This window comes from Oscillatoria nigro-viridis PCC 7112 (assembly GCF_000317475.1).
Lineage (GTDB): Bacteria > Cyanobacteriota > Cyanobacteriia > Cyanobacteriales > Microcoleaceae > Microcoleus > Microcoleus nigroviridis.
In genome coordinates this window covers 2,532,979-2,553,922 of record NC_019729.1, presented here as the reverse complement: position 1 = coordinate 2,553,922, position 20,944 = coordinate 2,532,979, and the positions used below count along the sequence as shown (strand labels likewise).

16 protein-coding genes are annotated in these 20,944 nt (G+C 45.2%); 11 read left to right on the top strand and 5 right to left on the bottom strand.

Annotation, left to right across the window (positions count from 1 at the left end; all coding sequences use genetic code 11):
* Positions 1-291 precede the first annotated feature (291 nt).
* The 5 genes from OSC7112_RS10910 (at position 292) to OSC7112_RS10890 (ending at position 7,558) form a co-directional block, all read left to right on the top strand.
* On the top strand, positions 292-1,437 hold the full coding sequence (locus OSC7112_RS10910; RefSeq protein ID WP_015175956.1) for an iron-containing alcohol dehydrogenase family protein: 1,146 nt from the start codon (positions 292-294) through the stop codon (positions 1,435-1,437).
* A 99-nt stretch (positions 1,438-1,536) separates the two neighbouring features.
* The gene (locus OSC7112_RS10905; protein ID WP_015175955.1) at positions 1,537-2,721 is read left to right on the top strand and encodes an aspartate aminotransferase; all 1,185 of its coding nucleotides are present in this window, start codon (positions 1,537-1,539) and stop codon (positions 2,719-2,721) included.
* Positions 2,722-3,116: 395 nt separating this feature from the next.
* Positions 3,117-5,624, top strand: a complete 2,508-nt coding sequence (locus OSC7112_RS10900) for a dynamin family protein (RefSeq protein ID WP_015175954.1) — start codon at positions 3,117-3,119, stop codon at positions 5,622-5,624.
* 38 nt (positions 5,625-5,662) lie between these two features.
* A complete protein-coding gene (locus OSC7112_RS10895; protein WP_015175953.1) occupies positions 5,663-6,208 on the top strand; it encodes a hypothetical protein in 546 nt (181 codons plus the stop codon).
* Between the two features lie 15 nt (positions 6,209-6,223).
* On the top strand, positions 6,224-7,558 hold the full coding sequence (locus OSC7112_RS10890; RefSeq protein ID WP_015175952.1) for a hypothetical protein: 1,335 nt from the start codon (positions 6,224-6,226) through the stop codon (positions 7,556-7,558).
* Between the two features lie 79 nt (positions 7,559-7,637).
* On the opposite strand, the gene OSC7112_RS10885 is transcribed toward OSC7112_RS10890, so the two are convergent.
* Both OSC7112_RS10885 and dapF read right to left on the bottom strand, forming a co-directional pair.
* The gene (locus OSC7112_RS10885; protein ID WP_015175951.1) at positions 7,638-8,780 is read right to left on the bottom strand and encodes a hypothetical protein; all 1,143 of its coding nucleotides are present in this window, start codon (positions 8,778-8,780) and stop codon (positions 7,638-7,640) included.
* A 208-nt stretch (positions 8,781-8,988) separates the two neighbouring features.
* Positions 8,989-9,831 (bottom strand): diaminopimelate epimerase, encoded by an 843-nt coding sequence (gene dapF / locus OSC7112_RS10880; protein WP_015175950.1) that lies wholly within the window; start codon positions 9,829-9,831, stop codon positions 8,989-8,991.
* A gap of 312 nt (positions 9,832-10,143) precedes the next feature.
* Between dapF and OSC7112_RS10875 the strand changes: the two genes are divergently transcribed.
* A complete protein-coding gene (locus tag OSC7112_RS10875) occupies positions 10,144-10,356 on the top strand; it encodes an Hfq-related RNA-binding protein (protein ID WP_015175949.1) in 213 nt (70 codons plus the stop codon).
* Positions 10,357-10,469: 113 nt separating this feature from the next.
* Here the strand turns inward: OSC7112_RS10875 and OSC7112_RS10870 are convergent, their stop codons facing one another.
* Positions 10,470-12,785: a cation:proton antiporter gene (locus OSC7112_RS10870; protein ID WP_015175948.1), complete on the bottom strand. Its 2,316-nt coding sequence runs from the start codon at positions 12,783-12,785 to the stop codon at positions 10,470-10,472.
* Positions 12,786-13,374: 589 nt separating this feature from the next.
* Here OSC7112_RS10870 and OSC7112_RS10860 point away from each other — a divergent pair.
* The 3 genes from OSC7112_RS10860 to OSC7112_RS10850 all read left to right on the top strand — a co-directional run bounded on the left by OSC7112_RS10860 (position 13,375) and on the right by OSC7112_RS10850 (position 16,593).
* Positions 13,375-14,454 (top strand): D-hexose-6-phosphate mutarotase, encoded by a 1,080-nt coding sequence (locus OSC7112_RS10860; protein WP_015175947.1) that lies wholly within the window; start codon positions 13,375-13,377, stop codon positions 14,452-14,454.
* Between the two features lie 332 nt (positions 14,455-14,786).
* Positions 14,787-16,313, top strand: coding sequence for a phosphomannomutase/phosphoglucomutase (locus OSC7112_RS10855; protein ID WP_015175946.1), 1,527 nt, complete (start codon positions 14,787-14,789; stop codon positions 16,311-16,313).
* A 52-nt stretch (positions 16,314-16,365) separates the two neighbouring features.
* Positions 16,366-16,593: a hypothetical protein gene (locus OSC7112_RS10850; RefSeq protein WP_015175945.1), complete on the top strand. Its 228-nt coding sequence runs from the start codon at positions 16,366-16,368 to the stop codon at positions 16,591-16,593.
* Positions 16,594-16,859: 266 nt separating this feature from the next.
* On the opposite strand, the gene OSC7112_RS10845 is transcribed toward OSC7112_RS10850, so the two are convergent.
* Positions 16,860-17,984, bottom strand: coding sequence for a formylglycine-generating enzyme family protein (locus OSC7112_RS10845; protein WP_015175944.1), 1,125 nt, complete (start codon positions 17,982-17,984; stop codon positions 16,860-16,862).
* Positions 17,985-18,225: 241 nt separating this feature from the next.
* Between OSC7112_RS10845 and OSC7112_RS10840 the strand changes: the two genes are divergently transcribed.
* Both OSC7112_RS10840 and OSC7112_RS10835 read left to right on the top strand, forming a co-directional pair.
* Positions 18,226-19,164, top strand: a complete 939-nt coding sequence (locus OSC7112_RS10840; RefSeq protein ID WP_015175943.1) for a M23 family metallopeptidase — start codon at positions 18,226-18,228, stop codon at positions 19,162-19,164.
* 208 nt (positions 19,165-19,372) lie between these two features.
* Positions 19,373-19,909: a late competence development ComFB family protein gene (locus tag OSC7112_RS10835; protein ID WP_006631395.1), complete on the top strand. Its 537-nt coding sequence runs from the start codon at positions 19,373-19,375 to the stop codon at positions 19,907-19,909.
* Between the two features lie 318 nt (positions 19,910-20,227).
* On the opposite strand, the gene psb29 is transcribed toward OSC7112_RS10835, so the two are convergent.
* Positions 20,228-20,941 (bottom strand): photosystem II biogenesis protein Psp29, encoded by a 714-nt coding sequence (psb29, locus tag OSC7112_RS10830; protein WP_015175941.1) that lies wholly within the window; start codon positions 20,939-20,941, stop codon positions 20,228-20,230.
* Positions 20,942-20,944 lie beyond the last annotated feature (3 nt).

The window sequence follows — 20,944 nt, the reverse complement described above, 5'->3', positions numbered from 1 at the left end:
AATATCTTTAGAGTGAATTTGATATCGATCGATCTACCGCAGATTCAGGCAGATAAACGCAGATAAACGCAGATATGTTCGTGAAGCACGATCGCATGAATGCAATTGGAGCTTCATATGAGTCTATACCGAATCGCCCCTCACCTCCCCCCTCCCATCCCCCAACCCCGCACAATACTTAATAAAAACTTTACAAAACTTACCCGATCGCCCAACATGGGTTAGAGTTATCCTATAAAATCCAGCAATCCTGCAAAGCGTCAACCTTCTCGTCACTTATCCAGTGGTTCGATGACTCAAACCCAAAGCACCAAAACCGCCACCGCAACAGCAATTCATGCCTTGACAATTGCTCCCGCCTGTGTATTGCGAGGTCGATCGGCGATCGCACAAGCCGGAGATGCGATCGCCCGTTTCGGAAAGCGGCCGCTAATCGTCGGCGGCAGCAACTCCCTCGCCGCCGCCCAACCCTACCTGCAACCAATCCTCGAACAGCAGCAGTTAAAATCCGCCGAAACAGCCTACGGCAAGGATTGCAGCGAAACCAGCCTCGAAACCCTCCGCGAAGCAGCCCAAACCCATCAAGCCGACTTCATCATCGGTGTCGGCGGCGGCAAAGCCTTAGACGCAGCCAAACTCGTCGCCCATCAGTGCAAAATCCCGATCGTCACCATACCCACATCAGCAGCCACCTGTGCCGCTTGGACAGCCCTTTCTAACATTTATTCAGAACAAGGTGCATTCCAATACGATGTCACATTAGCCAGATGTCCCGACTTATTAATACTCGACTACGGCTTAATTCAAACCGCACCGCAGCGGACATTAGTAGCAGGAATTGGAGATGCGATCGCCAAATGGTACGAAGCATCTGTCAGCAGCGGACACTCCGAACAAACCCTGATAATTTCGGCCGTCCAACAAGCTAGAATACTGCGCGATATTTTATTCCAAAAATCAGCCGCCGCCCTCAAAGAACCCGGTAGCGAAACCTGGCAAGAAGTCACAGATGCAGCCGTATTGCTAGCAGGAGTAATCGGTGGGATTGGCGGTGCCCAATGCCGCACCGTCGCCGCCCACGCCGTCCACAACGGCCTAACTCATCTATTAGCAAGTCACGGCACATTGCACGGCGAAAAAGTCGCATACGGCATTTTAGTACAACTGCGACTAGAAGAAATGCTGCAAAACAATCAACTCGCCGCTAGCGCCAGACAGCAACTGCTAAAATTCTACGCCGAGATTGGATTGCCCCAAACTTTAGAAAACCTCGGACTCGGAGACATTACCATCACAGAATTGCAGCGCGCCGCCGACATAGCCTGCAATCCCAATTCCGACATCCACCGACTGCCTTTTAAAGTTGTTCCCCAACAATTAATGGCCGCGATGGTTTCTACCACCGCACCTGTGGGAGAATTAAAGATTAAGAATTAAAACAGTTTGTAGTAAGGACTAAAGTCCTGAAAAAGCTGTGCTAGCAAGGACGAAAGTCCTTACTACAAACCAGGAAAACTGACAACTGACAAAAAATAAATGACCTTGGATTGGATTAGCCCTGCTGACAGGTTGCAAAAACTACCGCCCTACGTATTTGCCCGTCTCGACGAACTCAAAGCCCGCGCCCGCGAACAAGGACTCGATTTAATAGACTTAGGAATGGGAAACCCCGACGGTGCCACTCCTCAACCAGTAGTAGAAGCGGCTGTCGCAGCCATCCAAAATTCTGCCAATCACGGCTATCCACCCTTTGAAGGAACTGCCAGTTTCCGCCGTACTATTACTAAATGGTACAGCCGCCGCTACAACGTTGAACTCGATCCAGAAAGCGAAGCATTGCCTTTGTTGGGTTCTAAAGAAGGTTTAGCACATTTTGCGATCGCCTATATCAATCCAGGGGACGTAATCTTAGTACCGAGTCCCGCTTATCCCGTATTATTTCGCGGCCCGATTATCGCCGGTGCAAAAGTTCACAACATCATCCTCAAACCAGAAAATGACTGGGTAATTGACTTAGCCGACATTCCCGACAGCGTAGCGGAACAAGCCAAAATACTCTACTTTAATTATCCCAGCAATCCGACTGGAGCAACTGCACCCCGCGAATTTTACAAAGATATTGTTGCTTTCGCACACAAACATCAAATCTTGCTGGTTCACGACTTGTGTTATGCGGAATTAGCCTTTGACGGCTATCAACCGACAAGTTTATTAGAAATTCCCGGCGGTAAAGAAATCGGTGTCGAATTTCACACCATGTCCAAAACCTACAATATGGCCGGCTGGCGCGTCGGTTTTGTAGTAGGAAATAGCAAAATTATTCAAGGTTTGCGGACATTAAAAACTAACCTAGATTACGGTATATTTTCCGCATTGCAAACAGCAGCAGAAACAGCACTGCAATTGCCCGACAGTTACTTGGACGAAGTGCAGAATCGTTACAGGACTCGCCGGGATTTCATGGTAGAAGGATTGGCAGAATTAGGATGGAATATTCCCAAACCTCTGGCTGCAATGTATCTTTGGGTTCCCTGCACTCCGGGCATGAGTTCGACTGATTTTGCCCTGAATGTTTTGCAGCAAACTGGTGTTGTGGTGACTCCTGGCAATGCTTTTGGGCCGGGCGGCGAAGGATATGTGAGAATTAGTTTAATTGCAGATTGCGATCGACTGGGAGAAGCCCTGCGGCGCTTGAAACAAGCAAACATTCGCTATCAATAGTCATTGGTCATTGGTAATTGGCGATCGGTCGCTCACTCTGCATCAACTCATTATTATGTTGAAGGTGACACCCATTAGCCCCTAAACATAATAATGAGATTAACAAGCTCAGGCGCATACAAATTGTACAGTCAAGTTTGATGAAATTATTGTGGGGTGTCCCGCCCGCCCGAAAAATATAACGCAAGATGCGGGACAGCTTAGTGCGTAGGGTGCCCCGAAGCCGAATAAACCTGTTAAAATTGAAATAATCAATCTCCGAGGCACTCTACAAGTTGATTTAAGAGTGACTCTTTATTTTGTGGGAAGGTTTAAAACATCCGTGGATGTACGAGTTGCGATGCCGTGTCTCGTTAGTTATACTTAACAAAGATCATTAAGGAAGCATTTTTGCCATGCCTGTAATTGAATCTAAGTTAAACAACACGCGCAACCTTTTACAAGAATTAGGCAACTCAGTCTCTAGCTTAGTCAAATCGTCCCCGGATGTTTTTGCTGATTCGGGGATTCAATCTTGCCTACAGGATTTTTTAACTGTTTATCAAGAAGCCGTCCAACGCCTAGAAAATCCTAGTTTTCGGATTGCTACTCTGGGCACAACTTCCTCTGGAAAGTCAACGATTGTTAACGCGCTGATTGGTCGAAAAATCGCACCGATTGAAGCCGGAGAAATGAGTGGGGGTGTATTAACCATCAAACATTCTCAAGAACCGAGATTAATGATTGCCGAAACGGAAGATGCTGCTTGGGAGGCTGGTGAATGGACGGGATTAAGCGATGAGGATTTATACCAGCGAATTAGCACCGTGATGCACTCCTATCACGCGGCGCGGAAAAAGCGTGAGTATGTTGCGCCACAAATAACAGCTCATGTTCCTCTTTTACCTGCTTGTGATGCTTCTTTACTGGGTTTACCCAACGGAATCGGAGTTGAATTGATTGATTTACCGGGATTGAAATCAGTTCAAGACCGGGCTAACTTAGCAACTATCCAAAAGCAAGTTAATAAAGCTTTTAGTTTAGTGGCTTTGGACTATATGCAGGTAGATGATGAGCACAGAAAACGCTTATTAGAAGAATTAAAGAAAGTTGTCGAATATCTACAAGGTCGCACAGATTCGATGATTTTTATCTTAAATCGGGTCGATAACCGAGGAGCCGATGATTTACCTCTATCAGAGCGGATTGATAAGTTAAGAGAAGAAATTAAAGAGGTCTTATCGCTTCCAGAACTTCCTGATGTTCTGCCTTTTAATGCTCGTCTTTTATATTATGCTCAGTGTGCTTGGGGTTCAGGAGCTTTTAACGAACCGTCAGTGATGAGTCAGGAGATACGGTTAAAACTCCTTAAAGCTATGTTTCAAGACTGTGCGGGAGTTATTAGATTAAATACTAAGGAGAACCGCAATTTAAAGAAGTGGTTTGGCGATATTGATGAGCGGGTAGAAGACAATGAGGCTATTGATGATGAAACCATGCGGCAAATTCTCCACTATTCTTTAGAATGGAGTGGAGGTAGAGAACTTTGGGATTGCTTCCGTGGACGGGTTCAAGAATCATTTTCAGAACTGGTAATACTTCCTGCATTGTTGGAAGTATTCGCCAATTACAAGGCTTTAGCACAATCTCTGGAAATTCTCATTCAAACCAGAAAAATTTACAATCAAAAGCAGGTTGAACAAGAAAGAGATAACCTTGCTAAAATTCGTCAAAATTTACAGGAAAACATAAAAACAATTGGCAAAGGATTTAATGGTGAAATTAAGGGATTAATCGAAAAGCTTAAGAAAAACAACCCTACGACTAATGATCAACTTGTACAAGATGCTGAAAAAAAAGGGCGTAAGGGATTTGAGCCGATTTATGATGCTGTTCGAGAAGTAGAAGGAGATTTAATTAAAGTTTTAATTGTTCCTGTTCTTGATGCTTTTAAAAATAATCAAGGAGCTTTTGAACTCAGAGATAAACTAGGGGAAGTGACATCCCCTCCATTAGCTGAACATATTTCTAAAGCCTATGATCATGTTAGTCGAAGACTCACTAAATTTTCTTCCGACTCAGAATACTTAGTTAAGCGTATACGGGCTGATGATGATAATGGCAAAAAAGAACTTGAACATGATGAACGCTATGTTCGCTTGCTATATCACACTATGAGAGAAGCTTTATCTGCAAGGGCAGAGTTTTTTCTACAATCAAAAGCAAAACAGTTTGAACAAGTTTTAGAATCATTAGTTGATGAACAAGTTAAGAAACTAAAGGTTTTTCTGACCGAGGGCAATTTTTCTTCGATTAATCTTGAAAAAGCAGCCATCAGTAATTTACGCAAAAAGTTAGCTCAAAACTTGCCAACTTTACCAGAAAGATTTTTTGAATTTCCAGATAATAATATCACGCAAAACCGTTCTAAACAAACCGAAGTAGTTGGACAAAAAACAGAAGACGAAACACGCACCAAAACAGAACAGGAGAACTATGAAGAATCTTATCAGGAAGGGTCTTGCTTGAAAACAACAAAAACGAGAACACAAACACGGCCTGTAACTCGTACTTACCAAGAAGCAGTAACTCGTGATATTACCCAAGATGTTGAATACATCGAACTTTTCCTTCCGTCTCCCGGCTTAATGGCAAAACAATGGTCAAGTGGAATTGAAAAAGGGAAAGCGAGTTTGTGGGATATTTTGCGTGAGTGGATTCTCCAATGGTTAAATTATGTTAGCGATATCTTTAAAGAATCCGTTGATGAGATTACTAATCTAGCTGAACGTGCTTTGCAGCAACAATCAAGTATTATTGAGGGCAATTTTGACCAAGAAAAACAGTTTTGGCGTGAGTTTGAAGTTAAAAAAGATCATGCAACAGCAGATTGTGAAAAGTTACAAGAGATTTTTCGTCAGTGAAGCAAGTTTTAAACCTAATGAAATTCAGGAGTTGAAAAATGGAAGTTTTATTAATTGTTTTAGGGCTAGTAGGATCAGCAGTAGCCCTTTGTCTCAAGAAGCAACAAGATGAACCATCACAACTGCCAACTAGAGAACGTATAGAATCTGTTAGTAATCCTTCATTTACGCCAGGTGAAATTCCTATAGCTCAGGAAAATACTAAACAGGTTTTAGTTTTAGTTATTTCTGCCTCACAAGTAGAGTTCCTTGAACCGCTAAAAGACAAAAATCATATTGATGTTAGTGAGGGAGAACAACTTTACCAAATTACGAGATATTTATGGCTAGGATCTGAAACTGAACTTTCTCAGAAAAGAGCTAATATCAATAAGTATTCAGTCGCCAAAGGAGCAGAATCAGAATATAACATTTACTTGGTTGAGATTAAACTCAAGCAAGATGACGAAGGATTTAAGCCTAATGTCAATCAACTCGATAGATATGATGCTTTTCGTAAATTAGCTGATTTAGCAGGTGAGGTTAAAGTGTCTGATAGATTGCAAATAGAAGCTTATGAAAACCTTGAAGTTTATAATCGCTAAACAAGATAAAATAAAATGCTGATTGATGCCACTCTTTTAGTTAAAAATCCAGAAATTATCAAGGGTTTACTTGATGGTTCCATGCAACGCTATGGAAGCGTTATTAGATGGGCTGCGGGAACTGTAAATGGTGGTCAAATTGTCCGCCATTTAGCCGAAACTCCCGGACTGACTAGCAAACTGATGACTGTTCCCTTTTCTCCCATTGTGGCAGGAATTGATGTTATTGGTCATGGGCTTAACTATCATAAATTAATAGGTGTCGAGGGTAAATTAATCGGTATTGAAAAAACCTTATCCTCAGTGATGGGGCTAAGTCAAATTGCTGCGGGCGCAAGCGTTTTAAACCTTGGTGTCAGTATTGCTGGCTTTGCCTATATGGGCTATAAACTGCACCAAGTACAAAAAACTTTAGGTCACATTCAACAGTCAATGGAAGAAGGCTTTAACCGTGTTGAAGCTGGCTTAAATCGGATTGAGAATCGCATGGAAGAAGGATTTAATCGAGTTGAATATAGGTTAAATCGGGTTGATAATCGCTTAGATATTATCTCTGGACAATTGGCATATCTGTATTTATTGGTAGAAGACAGCCGCCAAAAGCAAAAAAGCCTTGCTAAAGCTATTTCCCATCTTCATCAAGCCATGCTAATTCAAGAAATAGCTGCTTTAAAAGCTGAACTTGACGATCGTTCTCGTTTTCCTGATGAATCACCGAGATCGGCCATTAAAACAGCTTCCCGTGTGGGATTATTTCTCAGTAATCAAGCCATGCAAGCTACTCCAGAATTAGATGCTGAAATTATGCTTAATGCTGATGTTTCTATTCAAGGTTGGGCTGTAGCCATAGCAACAGAAGCCAATCTTCTCTTAGAAATAGGGAAACATCAAGAAGCTAAAGAATTACTGGCGTTACAAATCCCCCAATTTAAACAAGTCGCGGAAAGATGGGGTAAGGCACTAATCAATGATGAAAACACTTATCTATCTACTGCTTATCGCTTTACTAATTCTCGGTTTAAGAACCATATTACCTCAGAACGAGTAGAACGAATTACGGAAATATCACCAAGCGATCGCACTTTATCTCCTGACCAAATCCGAGGCAAAAAAAATTATGTTGATGTAGAGTTTGAAATGTCCTATAGTTCTGCTAAATTTGATCAAACATGGACACATCGCCAAATTGCTGTAGCTGAATATTTGGATGGGTTGAGTGAACTTTCAGCCAGATTAGAGGGTTTAGAATCGTTTGCAAATCTGTGCGAAAGTAAAGGTGTTAAAAGCAGCCGTGAAATTCTGCCTGGGCCAGACACTGAACCGGGCATATACATACTACCCAGCACATAGGGTAGGGTGTGTCAGAAGCCCAAACCCTTATTATATCAATCTATAACTTACTCGGACGCACCCTACAAATGACTAATGACTATAACGTTTGAATTTGCTCAATCACCCAATCAAAAGTTTCTATAACTTGCTTGAGATCCGATTCGTCTTGCAAAGTAAACAAAGCCAGACTCGGCGACCTTCTCTCGCCCGGTTCTATAGGTAGCGACAGACCGATCGAACTCAGTTTACTTCTCAATTCCAGCCAATTCTGTTCCGCATTAAACGGCGGCTGGGAACCGTAATTATCAGCAGAAATCTCCATTCTGCCAGCAATATCTACAGTGAATAACTGATAGGGTTTTCTTCCCTTTTGAGGCAATTGAGCGGCGAAACCGCCGTAGGCGTCCCCCGTTCCCCAATGGATTTGAACTTCGGGTTCTTGACTTTTTGCCCACCGGTAAATAGCTTTTGCCATTTGCGCCTCGTCCGCGCCTCGTCTAGCTTTGATTTCCGCAAAAAATGAAGATTCATCCCAGCGCCTTCTTTCGCGCGTTGCGCTGGATTTTTTCTGCTGTGCTTCGGCTGTCTGACCGATCACTCTGGGAACCAATGTTCTCAGACCGTCTTCACTGACATACTGCTTAATTTCCAGGGCCAAAACTTCAACCGGGTCCATTTGTTCGTTGAGAAATTCCACAACTCGGCGCATTTCAGCGGAAATCTCGTCAGCTACAAACACTAAGCGAACTTTACCCGCTTGCAAATTAGTTTTAACCTTCTGCCAAAATCTTTCTTCATTAGCATTTGCGCCGAGAAACTCTTCAAAAATCTGTTCGGGATCGCGACCCCGATCGCGACAATTAGCTTCAAACAGAGCAATAATTGAATCGATGGGCCAGTAAAACAACGCATTAGCAGCATAGTCGATCGACTGACCCAACACTTTTTGCCGCAGTTCGGCATTAGGAGTTCGCCGGACATCCACCAAAGTAGGAACGGCATTTTGGTCGAGAAACAAATGATCCAGCGACCACTGCACCGCTGTTTCCTCATCGCTGGGTGCAGCTTCCCGCGAAATTAACAGCCACCTGCGCGGCGTCGCCCGATCGATTTGGTCTCCCGCGATCAAATTGGGATAAGTTACTAGCAAGTCTTGTAACTGGTCTTCCGAGTCGTAGGGCTGTTCCATCATTTCTACCAGCCTGTCGTCGTCCTGAATCAGATAAATACCTCCAGCCATGCCAGCCCACCTACTTAATTTTAGATTTTAGATTTTAGATTTTAGATTTCAGGCTTAGTTATTAGTCTTCAGTCTTCAGTCCGCAGCCAATGATTTGTGAATGCGGAAGGCATTGGTCAGAATTCAATAAAAATTTTGAATTCAATAATTTTTATTGTTTGTTAATTCAATAAAAAATCCCTTCTGACCAATGACTGATGACTAATCACTAATGACTAATACAACCAGTAAATACTCGCTGTGCCGGCCCGGTCATGTAAATCCGCCCAGAAACTTCTGCCCATTCGATTTCCAAAACGCCGCCGGGGAGTTCAACCGCAGTTGCCCGATCGCACTTCCCTACCAACACGCCAGCTACCACAGCAGCACAAGCACCAGTCCCACAAGCTAGAGTAACACCCGCGCCTCTTTCCCACACCCGCATTTTTACGTAGTCCGAACGTACCACTTGAATAAATTCCGTATTGGTACGCTGCGGGAATGCTTTGTTGTGCTCGAATTGAGGCCCGACAGTTTCTAAAGCAACAGCCGCAACATCCTCTACAAAGGTAATGCAGTGAGGATTGCCCATGCTGACGCAGGTAACAGACCAAGATTTATCAGCAACTTCGATCGGCACATCTATAACTTTGGCATCCGGTGCGGCCAAAGTTGTCGGAATTTCCGCAGCCAGCAGCCGGGGAACCCCCATATCCACCTTAACCTGACCGTCCGATCGCAATTCCGGGCTGATCGCACCAGCCAGAGTGTGGATGCGGTACTGAGTTTTTGCCTCTGACCCTTCCAAATCGGCGATAAACTTAGCCAAACAGCGAATTCCGTTGCCGCACATTTCCGGTTCCGAACCGTCCGAGTTAAAAATCCGCATCGTATAGTCAGTGCCGTTTTGACCCGGAAGAGCAAATATCACGCCGTCTGCGCCAATCCCGAAATGTCGATCGCACAAATCCACAGCTTGTTCTGGTGTAATCACAGGTTCTGACGAGTGGCGGTTGTCAATCAGAATAAAATCATTTCCCAGTCCGTGATACTTCGCAAACTCGATCGGCATAAAAACAAACCTCTTTTGGTTAAAACTGATTAGATAATTTGCTGACCAAATTACCCATTTCCCAGTATTATAAAACTTTATGCAATTTATAGTCCTTTCTAGTGAAATATAAACAAATATAATATTTATAACTTCACAGGGATATCTAATTAATGCTGATGTCAACGGCTCAATGAATATTCGTCAAAAAGTAACTGCCAAGGGGTTTCTGCCTCATTGAGTAGAGGCGCTTGTAATTCTGCCAGTACGGGTTAAAGGGTATAAACAGAAGAATATGGTTTAAGGTAATATTTGACTATATTTTTCTGAACTATGTCTGAATTTGAAACCGGATTGCCCAGCGTTCGCTTAATACAAAGCTACATCAAAGACAAAAAACAGGTGGAGATCAAACTCCTTACCGGCGACTTACTAGCGGGCAGAATTTTTTGGCAGGATAATAGCTGCATTTGCCTCCTCGATCCGTCAGAAACACAAATTATGATCTCGCGGCCGGCAATTGCTTATGTCAAACCCAACGGGTAAGAGTGGGGCATGGGGCATGGGGCATGGGGCATGGGGCATGGGGCATTGTTGACTGTTCGCTAGAAAGCTCACCACAGTCAACTGCCAACTGCCAACTGCCAACTGCCCGCTGACTAATCGCTAAACAGCTTTTCGCTGACTTGGGCCTTGACCAAAGGCAGCTTTAAAGCAGGTTGCGGCACCGGCGGTGAGGCCGTCCGCTGCATCAAGCCGAGCTCGTAGAAGCCGCCGCACAGCAGCAAACGATCGCCTTCTTGCAAATTCGTAGTTCCGTCGGGCCAGCGAGTAAATTTCCCTTCCCGGCGGATCGCCCGCACCTGCACCCCGTACTGGGTCAGCAAATCTACCTCTGACAGTTTTTTGCCCGCCCAAGGGCTGTTTGCTGGCAGCCTCAGCCACTGGCAAGAACTGTCCCCCTGCGGAACTGCAACTTCCCCCTTCGCCAGCAACTCAAAACTGATGAGTTCTTCCGGTTCTCCTACTACAAAAAGTCGATCGCCAGCGTGCAAAGCTGTCTTCCCGTTGGGATAATCAATTTCCTCGCCATTCTCGCGGACGATCGCCATTACGCTGGCCCCTGTCAACTGTCGCAAGTTAGTTTCTTCCAGAGTCATGCTGGCAATGGGAGAACCCGACGGCAAGCTGTACCACTCGCTGTTCATATCTCGAACCGCCACTTTCAAATCCCGCGAAACCGCCAAAGGTTCGCGCGGCGGCCGCAATTCGAGATAGCGGCTGCTGCGAATTTGCTGCACTTCCCGCCCGATCGCCATTGCCGAGATGCCCATGCTAGCGAGCAAGTGGGAAGACAGTTCTAAACTGGCCTCAAACTCCGGCTGCACAACTTCCCAGGCCCCCAGTTGGTAAAGCAGTTCGATGTCTTTATCTTGGTTGGCCCGCACCACAATATCCAAATCCGGGACTAATTCTAAAGCCCGCTTCAGACACAAGCGAGTGCTCATGGGATCGGGAAGGGCGATCGCCATTGCTTTTGCCCGTTCCACCCGCGCGGCTTCCAATACGTGCAAGCTGGCAGCATTCCCGTAAATGTAAGGAATTCCTTGGACTCTGCACTCTTGAATTCTACTTTCTGACTCGTCGATCACCACAACTGAACAGTTGCGGCTTTGCAGCATTTTGACTAAAATTCTGCCGACTCGCCCGTAGCCGCAAACCACAACATAATTTTGTTCCGGCAAAGTTTCAGCTATTGCCACAGGTTGAGATGTTTCGTCAAAGTAGCCCTGCAAAGGCCCGAAATTTTCCGCCCATTTCAATAACTGCGGCACGCTTCTCAATACAAACGGAGTCAGCACGAGGGTGACTGCTGTCGTTCCTAAAATTAACAGGTAAACGTTCCGCGAAACCAGCCCCATAACTTGGCCGGCACTAGCGAGTACAAAGGAGAATTCTCCTATTTGAGCTAAGCCCAAACCTGCGATCAATGCTGTTTTTAGCGGATAGCCAAATAGTCGGACGATCGGCGTTACGATCGAGAATTTGCCGACAAATACTATAAATACCAGTCCCAGAATTACTTCTAGATGGTTCCACAGAAACATCGGGTCAATTAACATTCCGATGGTGACAAAAAATAAGGATGCAAAAATATCTCGCAAAGGCTCGACATAAGTTAGAGTTTGGTCGGCATATTCCACCTCCGAAATCATTAAACCCGCGACAAATGCGCCCATCTCGATCGAAAAACCCAAATATTCTGTCAGTAGCGCAATCCCTAAAGCCAAAACCACAACTCCCAGCAAAAACAGTTCCCGGCTTTCTGTTTTCGCGAGGAATCGCAGCAACTGCGGTACGATCCAAATGCCTGCTGCTACAGCACCGACAGCAAATAACCCGATCCGCAGCAGGGCCCACGCTACCGTCTGGCCGATCGCTTCTGCGGGCTGGTTGAGGGCAGGCAAAACTGCTAGCATTAACCCCAAAGCCAAATCTTGAACTACTAATATTCCCAGCATGACTTGACCGTGGGAAGTACCGGATTCATTGCGCTCCATCAAGCACTTGAGTACAACTGCTGTCGAAGAAAGCGACAGAATCGCTCCCAAAAACACGCCTTGAGCGGGCGATTCTACCCACCCTACAGCCAAGGAAATTGCAGTAGTAATGGCGATCGTCAGCACAATTTGCAAGCCCCCCCCGCCCAAACTAATGGTTTTAACTTTCTGGAGTTCGGCGAAGGAAAATTCCACTCCCAAGGCAAATAACAGAAAGGCAACCCCGAATTCAGCCAGGGTGTCTACCTGAATTAATTCTTTAATCAGCCCCAAACCTGCCGGCCCAACTACGATCCCTCCCAGGAGATACCCGAGAATTACCGGCTGTCGCAACAGCGATGCAAAGAGTCCTCCTGCTGCGGCAGCAGCGAGAACTAGAACTAAGTCAACGATCAGTCGGAAGTCTTCTTGCACAACTTTATGAAAAAAGTATAAAGTTATATTATAGTGTCTAATGTGTTGACTATGTTTAGTGGGTTGACTGTAGTTGGGAAGCCAGGACAACTGCAACTATATAACCCGGTATTTTGTGAGGCTAAAGAGTTTCACTCCTCCCAAAAAGCTTAACCTCTTGCAAGTTTATCTAGGCAGTGCGGCTTGATTTGGGGTAATGTTTCACCTCAACCCGATGAGCACGGTGAGATTAAATTAAGTTACTTTTTATAATCTATTTCAGGCGGGTGGAGTGATTTTAATTACCTTTTTGTAGTGAGTGGTTTGATCGGGGTGTACGTTCACAGATATGCGATGGGTAAAAAGGATTAGTTAAAATCGTTTGTATTTATTCAAGCCCTGCTTGCGGATTGACCCGATATACTGGATAGTTATTCAGGCACTTTTGTGTTTTTTTATAGTAATCCCCGGTTTTGCTAACAATAAAGATTTAGGTTTTAGACAAGTAATTTTGTCGTTGCTCTTGATACCCTCGAAGAGATGCGGAGTTTTGCGGCTGCGCCGTGTTTTGATGAAATGCTGCATTAGCTTGCTTGCGGAGCACTCAGCAATGTCTGTCGGTAGGTTCGATCGCACATCCCCTCGCGATCGGTTGGCACTCCTAATTCGTTTGTCTGAGTGCATCGTTGTGTCGATCGCACCTTCCCCCGTCCAACCCAACAATCTAATCAATCTAGCAACCATAATATCGGATAATTGTAAAGCAATTAACCAAGCTAACAGCATGAGTATTGACCAATTAAACACAGACTACGGCATTGCCGGCCACCTCACCTTCGCCACGGGAAACGGTGGTTTCCCGATGATTCACATCGACAACGGTCAAGCCAAAGCCTTAATTTCTGTATATTCCGGTCAAGTGCTCTCCTTTCAACCAGCCACCGAAGCCACAGACTTGATGTTCGTCAGCGAAAAAGCCTACTATGCCGAAGGGAAAGCCATCAAAGGCGGTATACCAATCTGTTGGCCCTGGTTTGGCCCAGATCCCGAAGCCTTGGGGCGTCCGAGTCATGGGTTTGTGCGGAATCGCCTCTGGAATGTGCTAGAAACCGCCACAACCCCAGACGGCGCAACCAAAGTCACTCTCGGACTCAAGGATACCGATGAAACTAGAGCAATTTGGCCCCAAGCCTTTGAACTGGCGATCGTAATTACGATCGGGACCACCCTCGCTGTAGAATTAATCACCCGCAATCTAGGCGACAAAGCATTTCCCCTCACCCAAGCTTTGCACACCTATTTCCAAGTCGGCGATATCAACCGCGTGCAGGTTTTAGGCTTAGAAAATAGCCAGTATCTTGATAAAGCGGATGGTGGTGTCGAAAAAACTCAAGTGGGTGCAGTGGTAGTAACAGGTGAAGTCGATCGCATTTATCTTGATGTCACCAATGAATTAGTCATTGACGATAGCGCCTTGAATCGTCGGATTCGCATTAAATCATCGGGTAGCAAATCCGCCGTAGTGTGGAATCCGTGGGTGACAATTTCTGCAAATATGGCCGACCTTGATGATGCAGATTATCAGCGTTTACTCTGTGTAGAAACGACCAATGCAGCTACAGATATTGTGGAAGTTCCCCCTCATGGTGAGTTCCGCTTGCAGGCAATTTACAGCGTTGAACGCGACTAAGGAATTAGAACTTAATCTTAGCGGTGATGGGGCCAAAATTCCCAGTAAACGGTTCAACATTTCAATTGGATATTTTCAGAGTTGCTCAAATCCCACCCACAAGACTGGGATTGTTTGTTTAAATACAACTTAAATGCCGATTAGCTGATTGAATTGAAAAACTCTGTCACCCTAATGACTAATAATACCAAATCCCAAATTTCTCCCCTGTTTATTTATTAGTCCGCGAAAGACGTTCGGCTAAGCTGAGTCGAACAGTCTAGCCGCAGACAAAACTTTGTAAGATCGGTTGCAACCGCCGACTCCGATCTTTTTACTTACCATCAATTATTATGCAAAACTTCAACTGGGCAAAACTTCAAAATGGATCGGACATTCGCGGTATCGCCCTCGAAGGCGTTCCCAATGAAAAAGTCAACCTCACCCCCGAAATTGCGACAATCTTAGGTAAATCCTTTGTCAGTTGGCTGGTGCAAAAAGTCAACAAACCCGGCGCAGAATTAACGATCGCGATCGGGCGCGACAGTCGCCTATCAGGGCCAACCTTAATGCAAGCAGTCATGGAGGGAATCGCCTCAGTTGGTGCAACAGTGTACGACTTTGACATGGCCTCAACCCCCGCCATGTTTATGAGTACCATTACCCCTGGTTTTGATTGCGACGGCGCGATTATGCTCACTGCTAGCCATTTGCCATTTAATCGAAACGGCTTAAAATTTTTCACCGCCAAAGGTGGGTTACAAAAACAGGATATTACAGATATCTTAGCACTAGCCCAAAGCAATAATTTTCAGCCAGCCGCATCGCCCGGTAACATTACAAAGCATGATTTCATCTCTGTTTATGCTAACCAATTTGTCACAAAAATTCGCGAAGCAGTCAATCATCCCGATAACTTTGAACAGCCGCTGACAGGATTAAAAATTGTTGTGGATGCGGGCAATGGTGCGGGCGGTTTTTATGTCGATCAAGTCTTAAAACCTTTAGGTGCAGACACCACGGGCAGTCAGTTTTTAGAACCCGATGGTACTTTCCCCAATCATGTGCCAAATCCCGAAGATAAACAGGCAATGCAGTCAATTTGTCAAGCGGTAATTGAACATCAAGCTGATTTTGGGATTATTTTTGATACGGATGTCGATCGCAGTGCGGCCGTCGATCGAGTTGGCAAGGAACTCAATCGCAATCGCTTAATTGCCTTGATTTCTGCGATCGTATTACAAGAACACCCAGGCTCTACCATTGTCACCGATTCTATCACCTCCGATGGCTTAACACAATTCATCGAACAAGATTTAAAAGGGATTCACCATCGCTTTAAACGCGGCTACAAAAATGTGATTGACGAGTCGATCCGCCTCAATGAAGCCGGACAGGAATCATGGCTGGCGATTGAAACCTCTGGACATGGAGCTTTGAAAGAAAATTACTTTCTGGATGATGGCGCTTATTTGGTCAGCAAATTATTGATTGAATTGGCTAAATCAAAGCTAGCAAATCAATCTTTGCCAGATTTAATTGCCAATTTAAAAGAACCCGAAGAAAGTGCAGAATTTCGGATTAAAATGGGTGTGGATGATTTCAAGGCTCACGGATCTCGCGTTCTCGAGCAACTGCAAGAATTTGTCTCAACGCAAGCAGACTGGAAAATAGTTCCCAATAACTACGAAGGTCTGCGAATTTCCTGCACGTCACCTAGCGAATCCGGCTGGTTTCTGTTACGCTTATCACTCCACGATCCGGTGATGCCTTTGAATGTTGAGTCTAATGTTAAGGGTGGTGTCGCTCACATAGTCGATCGGCTTTTAGGTTTTTTCCAAACCACAGAATCCCTCGATTTTTCGGCACTATCGATCTAAGTTTTACTCGTGTCAGACTATTAGTAAACCAAACCAAAGGAGGAATTTAATCATGTGGCTTTTAATCATAAAATGTTCTGCTGCAAGCTGGGATACCCATTCCAAAGCTTTCAAAGCGATAGCTGCCAAATATCCGGCCACACCTCTTTCTTCCAAAAAGATGAAAGGCGATGGTCAACGCATCATGGAATATCAGCTTGAGGATGTCAACGATGTAGAGGAATTTAGGGAAGAATGCTTAACCTTAGATGGTTTCACCGCTACCTTTGAATCCCTATAATTCTAGGTGATAAAAATATAGCAATTGTTAATTTTTATCTCATATCATTTTAGAGGAGATTGTAAAATTGGGAATCAATACTATTTTGCCAAAATAGGCTAAAATAACTAGAGAATTTGAGGAAAGTTCTCGGAAAATAAACTGCAAGAAAGCATTGCTGACAGATTGTCGCTGGAACTTGTAGATTTTAGAAGGCGACGCACCCTACAAAGAATCAACAGCAAAAAGAGCCAAATAGCCAGAGAGAAGATCCTTTACCGGGAAAACTAGGATGGGGAAGAATACGACGACATTGCTACGCGAACGCCCTCTATCAAAGAAGAACCGATGCCTTCTCGATACGGGCTGTGACACAGGTACAAGATGCGATTGAAGCACTTGAGATCTGTATGGCCGATAGATTCAAGCCCCATCCTTACTGAGAGCGAGATAATACCGCTAGCCTCGGGACCTCTATCGGCATCATTTAAGCCACTATTGCCACACCACTCCGCAACCTTGCCGTGCATATCGTAAAGTCCAAAAGCATTGGGTCCAAAACTTCCCACATCCTTTATTTGGCGATGAAAACCCTGCGGTGCATCAAAGTCGGGATGATTGCCTTCACGGTTAACTTCTTTTATAATTTCCATAAAATAATGTCCCTCAAATGGGGCTGCTGTTGCACCGGCACGACAAGCATATTCCCATTCTGCTTTACTCAGGGAACGATATTTTTTACCAGTTTTTTCCGATAGTTTTCTAATGAATTGTAAGGCCAAATGCCACGATACATTTTCAACAGGAAGTTTTTCGCCTGTGAAACTCGATTCGTTGATTCTCTTTCCCATTACTGCTTCCCACTGTGCTTGGGTGATGGGGTATTTGCTTGCATAAAAAGCGGGTATTGTGACTTGAGGCTTCCCACCTGCCCCATAATCTCTATATCTATCAACTTCTGTTACTGGCGAATCTACCATCAATGTGCCGCCGGCAATGTAAACCATTTCCAACACAATTCCATTTCCTAGGTCTTCGGGGAAGTAGAAAGCAAACGACTTGCTGCGACTGCTTTCTCGTCCATTTGAATCAACTGTGATGACATCAAAATCAAAAAAATAGTTTTGTAAATGTTGTTTTATCTTCTCCTCATTTCTATCTTTCAGTAGTGAATAAACAGCTAATTTCACCTGTACTGACTCATCCTGCAATGCTCCCAGTATCAAATCTAACCCTGCTTCTCCATATTTGAGCGCTTCGGAGAGTCCGATGATTCTCACTTCGACAGAGGGCGAGGCTAGGCGGCTTTTAACGCCGGCAATTCCTCCCAGTACCGCAGCATCGACAGGAGTTAAATTTTGACCGCCTTTGACGGCATCATATTCTCTGGGTTGATTTTGATCGTTTGGCATGGCATTTTGACCTTTCTATGATTAATCACTATGGCATTTACTTAATACATACGCCAAATACTCAAAACTTACCCAGTTACGCTACAAACAAGGCAAATCGTGCGTTGGGTTTTGCGCTTTTACAGGCTACATTTACCGACTTGGCGCAAGTCCTAACATTGCGTTACCCTTTGCAGTGAGAGCGTGCTAGAGTTAGCTACTTTGTGTAACATTAGCTAGATAAGAATTTAGGATATCGGTGATGACGAAGGTAAATCAAGGCAACTGCCGACAAAGTGCAAAAATAATTGTGAGTCCTATTTTCCGGTGGGGAGGGTTGAAGGCAAAGCAGCTAACGGTGAGTTCGATCGGGGGAATTGTTGCTGGTATTCTAAGTTTTGTCCTGCCCGTGCAAGCTTTGCAGGTAGTTGTGACGCCGACCAATCCCGAACTGGGGGATACGCTGTCAGTAATGATTCAGGTTGACGGTAACGGCGGGGAAACTCCAACAGTTTCTCTACAGCAAAAAAACTACCCCGCGTTTCCCATGGGCAACGGCCGCTTTCGGGCTTTGCTGCCGACGACTCCGGTAGAGAAACCCGGTGCCCGCCAAATCCAAGTCGCAGGTGACGGACAAGTGCAGAAGTTGAGCGTGCAAGTGCGCGATCGAGATTTTCCCACTCAATCCATCTGGCTTCCGCCTGGGAAAGACAGCGAAGGTACAGATGCTGAATTCGATCGCGTAGACGCATTTAAAGCACTCGTGACACCAGAAAAATTTTGGGACGGCAAATTGTTGCGCCCCAACTCCGGCGAAATTACCACTATTTACGGGGTGCGACGTTATTATAATGGGGTATTTGCTCAAGACTACTACCACCGCGGCGTTGATTACGCGGGTGCTTACGGTTCCCCTGTAGTCGCACCGGCAGCAGGTCGGGTTTCTCTAGTGGGACGCGAATCCCAAGGGTTCAAAATCCACGGGAATGTCGTTGGTCTTGACCACGGTCAGGGGGTCGCAAGTATTTTGATGCACCTCAGCCGGATTGATGTCAAGGAAGGCGATGTCGTGAAAGCCGGTCAAGTAATCGGTGCTCTGGGGTCAACGGGGGCTTCCACAGGCCCTCACCTGCACTGGGGACTGTACGTACACGGGCAGTCCGTCGATCCTGTACCTTGGCGGCTTCAGGGAGTTGAGTAGGAGTTTTTACAGGTTTTGACGGATTTATCAGTCAATTATGGGGTAAGTTTGTGGCTGGGGTGTGCAGATAACTGTGATGAGTTATCAGTATTGAGTTAAGATTTGTATAAAATTTCTCAACTCAACTCTCAAAACTCGAATCTCAAGACGCTAACAATCGCGTCTTCACAAAACTTTATTGATGATGCCGTTGAGCGGGGACGCATATATGAGTATTGAAAAAATTGTTGAACAGGCTTTGCAGGATGGCTATTTAACGCCGTCTATGGAAGCTGAGGTGGGACGGATCTGCAATACGGCTTCGGAATTGTCGATCGAAGAGTACATGGCTCTCGATCGTCTGATGGGATCTTTGTTAACTGGGGAAGTGGTGGTACTGCCACGCAAACAGTTCATCAATGTGATGGAAGAATTGGTACTCAGCGATGCGATCGCTAGGGTTGCAGAAATTGAGGCGACGAGCGACCTGAGTCTGGATGTGGGAGATATTGCAGCTTATGCTTTAAATAGGCTGCCACCTCTGTACGCTACGACGGAAGAGGGAGCTCACTTTCAAAGGGCTAGGGCTAAAGAGCAACTTCACGATTTGATTTCCAAAGAAGTCAACGCAGCGATCGCCCGCAACTTGGATCGGCCCGACACCCCAAACCCCACAGCTTTGGGCAAGTCTTCGGGAAACGAAGTTCTTTCACAGCTAAGCACTTGGCTGCAAGCTAACGCCACTAATTTTGAACCCCAGCCTTAGTACCACCCCAACAGTTCTATTTTGATTAAGTCGATCCCGCTCAATTCAGAAAGCGGGATTTTTAGTTTTTGAGCCAGCAAGATTCATCTGAAGGCAGAAGCCAGAATTCCAGAAAAAAAATTAAAATTTAAGAGTTTTGATTTGATTAAAAAATAAAAAACTCCCTCTTTCTTCTTCCTTTTTTCTGGCATCCGTTACATCCGTTACATCCGACGAAAGCGAATCCGTTGCCGAACTTCCTTGTTCCTGACATCCGTTACATCCGTTACATCCGACGAAAGCGAATCCGTTGCCGAACTTCCTTCTTCTTTCAAACGATTAATTGTTGCTGTCAGAAGACTCAGCCGAAGGGGCAGCGGTAACTTTTGTCTCTCGTTTTTCGCGTTTTTTCCGTTCCGCTTGGATGACATCTTGAAGCACTATTCGCGCTTGAGCCATTTTTTCCAAATTGCTGCGGTACAAATCTAAATCTTTGCTAACTTTGTCTTCTGGGAGGTGCAAGCCCGCACTGACTTTGGCGATCGCATCGTTTCGCGTTTCTTGGTCTTTTACTAAGTTAGGGTCAGCTTTTTCTAATAGCGAGAACAAACCGATCGCGAACAAGCGGCTGTACTTAAATTGAGGGTTGCTGGCGATCGCCCCTAAAGACGCTTGCAAATCCGCTGTATCTTCAAAGCTGGTCGAGCGATCGAGCCACGAGAGCAACTCTTGCCCGGAAAGTCTATCCGCCAAGCTTTCCAATCGCTGAGCGTCTTGCTTGTAGCGATCTGGATCGTCTTCTACGGACTTGCACAAAGCGTTAAAAATCGAAACTCTGTCGGCTTCTGGGACGTACCCAAGCATGAATCGATCGAAAGCTGTCACTACACCCAAAGCATAAATCGGGTCGTATTGAAAATCGGCATTTGCCGAAAGCAAGTGCATTTCTACCATCAACTCTTCCACCACTCGACGGTAAATTGAGTTGATCGGTCGAGTGTGAATCGTATAGAAACTTCGCTTAGTATCTGAAACAGTACGGTTCTTGTTCACCTG

What these genes read in the sequence shown, in the direction of transcription:
- OSC7112_RS10910 (WP_015175956.1), top strand. Translation starts at nt 292, where the DNA reads ATGACTCAAACCCAAAGCACCAAAACCGCCACCGCAACAGCAATTCAT.
- OSC7112_RS10905 (WP_015175955.1), top strand. Translation starts at nt 1,537, where the DNA reads ATGACCTTGGATTGGATTAGCCCTGCTGACAGGTTGCAAAAACTACCG.
- OSC7112_RS10900 (WP_015175954.1), top strand. Translation starts at nt 3,117, where the DNA reads ATGCCTGTAATTGAATCTAAGTTAAACAACACGCGCAACCTTTTACAA.
- OSC7112_RS10895 (WP_015175953.1), top strand. Translation starts at nt 5,663, where the DNA reads ATGGAAGTTTTATTAATTGTTTTAGGGCTAGTAGGATCAGCAGTAGCC.
- OSC7112_RS10890 (WP_015175952.1), top strand. Translation starts at nt 6,224, where the DNA reads ATGCTGATTGATGCCACTCTTTTAGTTAAAAATCCAGAAATTATCAAG.
- OSC7112_RS10885 (WP_015175951.1), bottom strand. Translation starts at nt 8,780, where the DNA reads ATGGCTGGAGGTATTTATCTGATTCAGGACGACGACAGGCTGGTAGAA.
- dapF (WP_015175950.1), bottom strand. Translation starts at nt 9,831, where the DNA reads ATGCCGATCGAGTTTGCGAAGTATCACGGACTGGGAAATGATTTTATT.
- OSC7112_RS10875 (WP_015175949.1), top strand. Translation starts at nt 10,144, where the DNA reads ATGTCTGAATTTGAAACCGGATTGCCCAGCGTTCGCTTAATACAAAGC.
- OSC7112_RS10860 (WP_015175947.1), top strand. Translation starts at nt 13,375, where the DNA reads ATGTCTGTCGGTAGGTTCGATCGCACATCCCCTCGCGATCGGTTGGCA.
- OSC7112_RS10855 (WP_015175946.1), top strand. Translation starts at nt 14,787, where the DNA reads ATGCAAAACTTCAACTGGGCAAAACTTCAAAATGGATCGGACATTCGC.
- OSC7112_RS10850 (WP_015175945.1), top strand. Translation starts at nt 16,366, where the DNA reads ATGTGGCTTTTAATCATAAAATGTTCTGCTGCAAGCTGGGATACCCAT.
- OSC7112_RS10845 (WP_015175944.1), bottom strand. Translation starts at nt 17,984, where the DNA reads ATGCCAAACGATCAAAATCAACCCAGAGAATATGATGCCGTCAAAGGC.
- OSC7112_RS10840 (WP_015175943.1), top strand. Translation starts at nt 18,226, where the DNA reads ATGACGAAGGTAAATCAAGGCAACTGCCGACAAAGTGCAAAAATAATT.
- OSC7112_RS10835 (WP_006631395.1), top strand. Translation starts at nt 19,373, where the DNA reads ATGAGTATTGAAAAAATTGTTGAACAGGCTTTGCAGGATGGCTATTTA.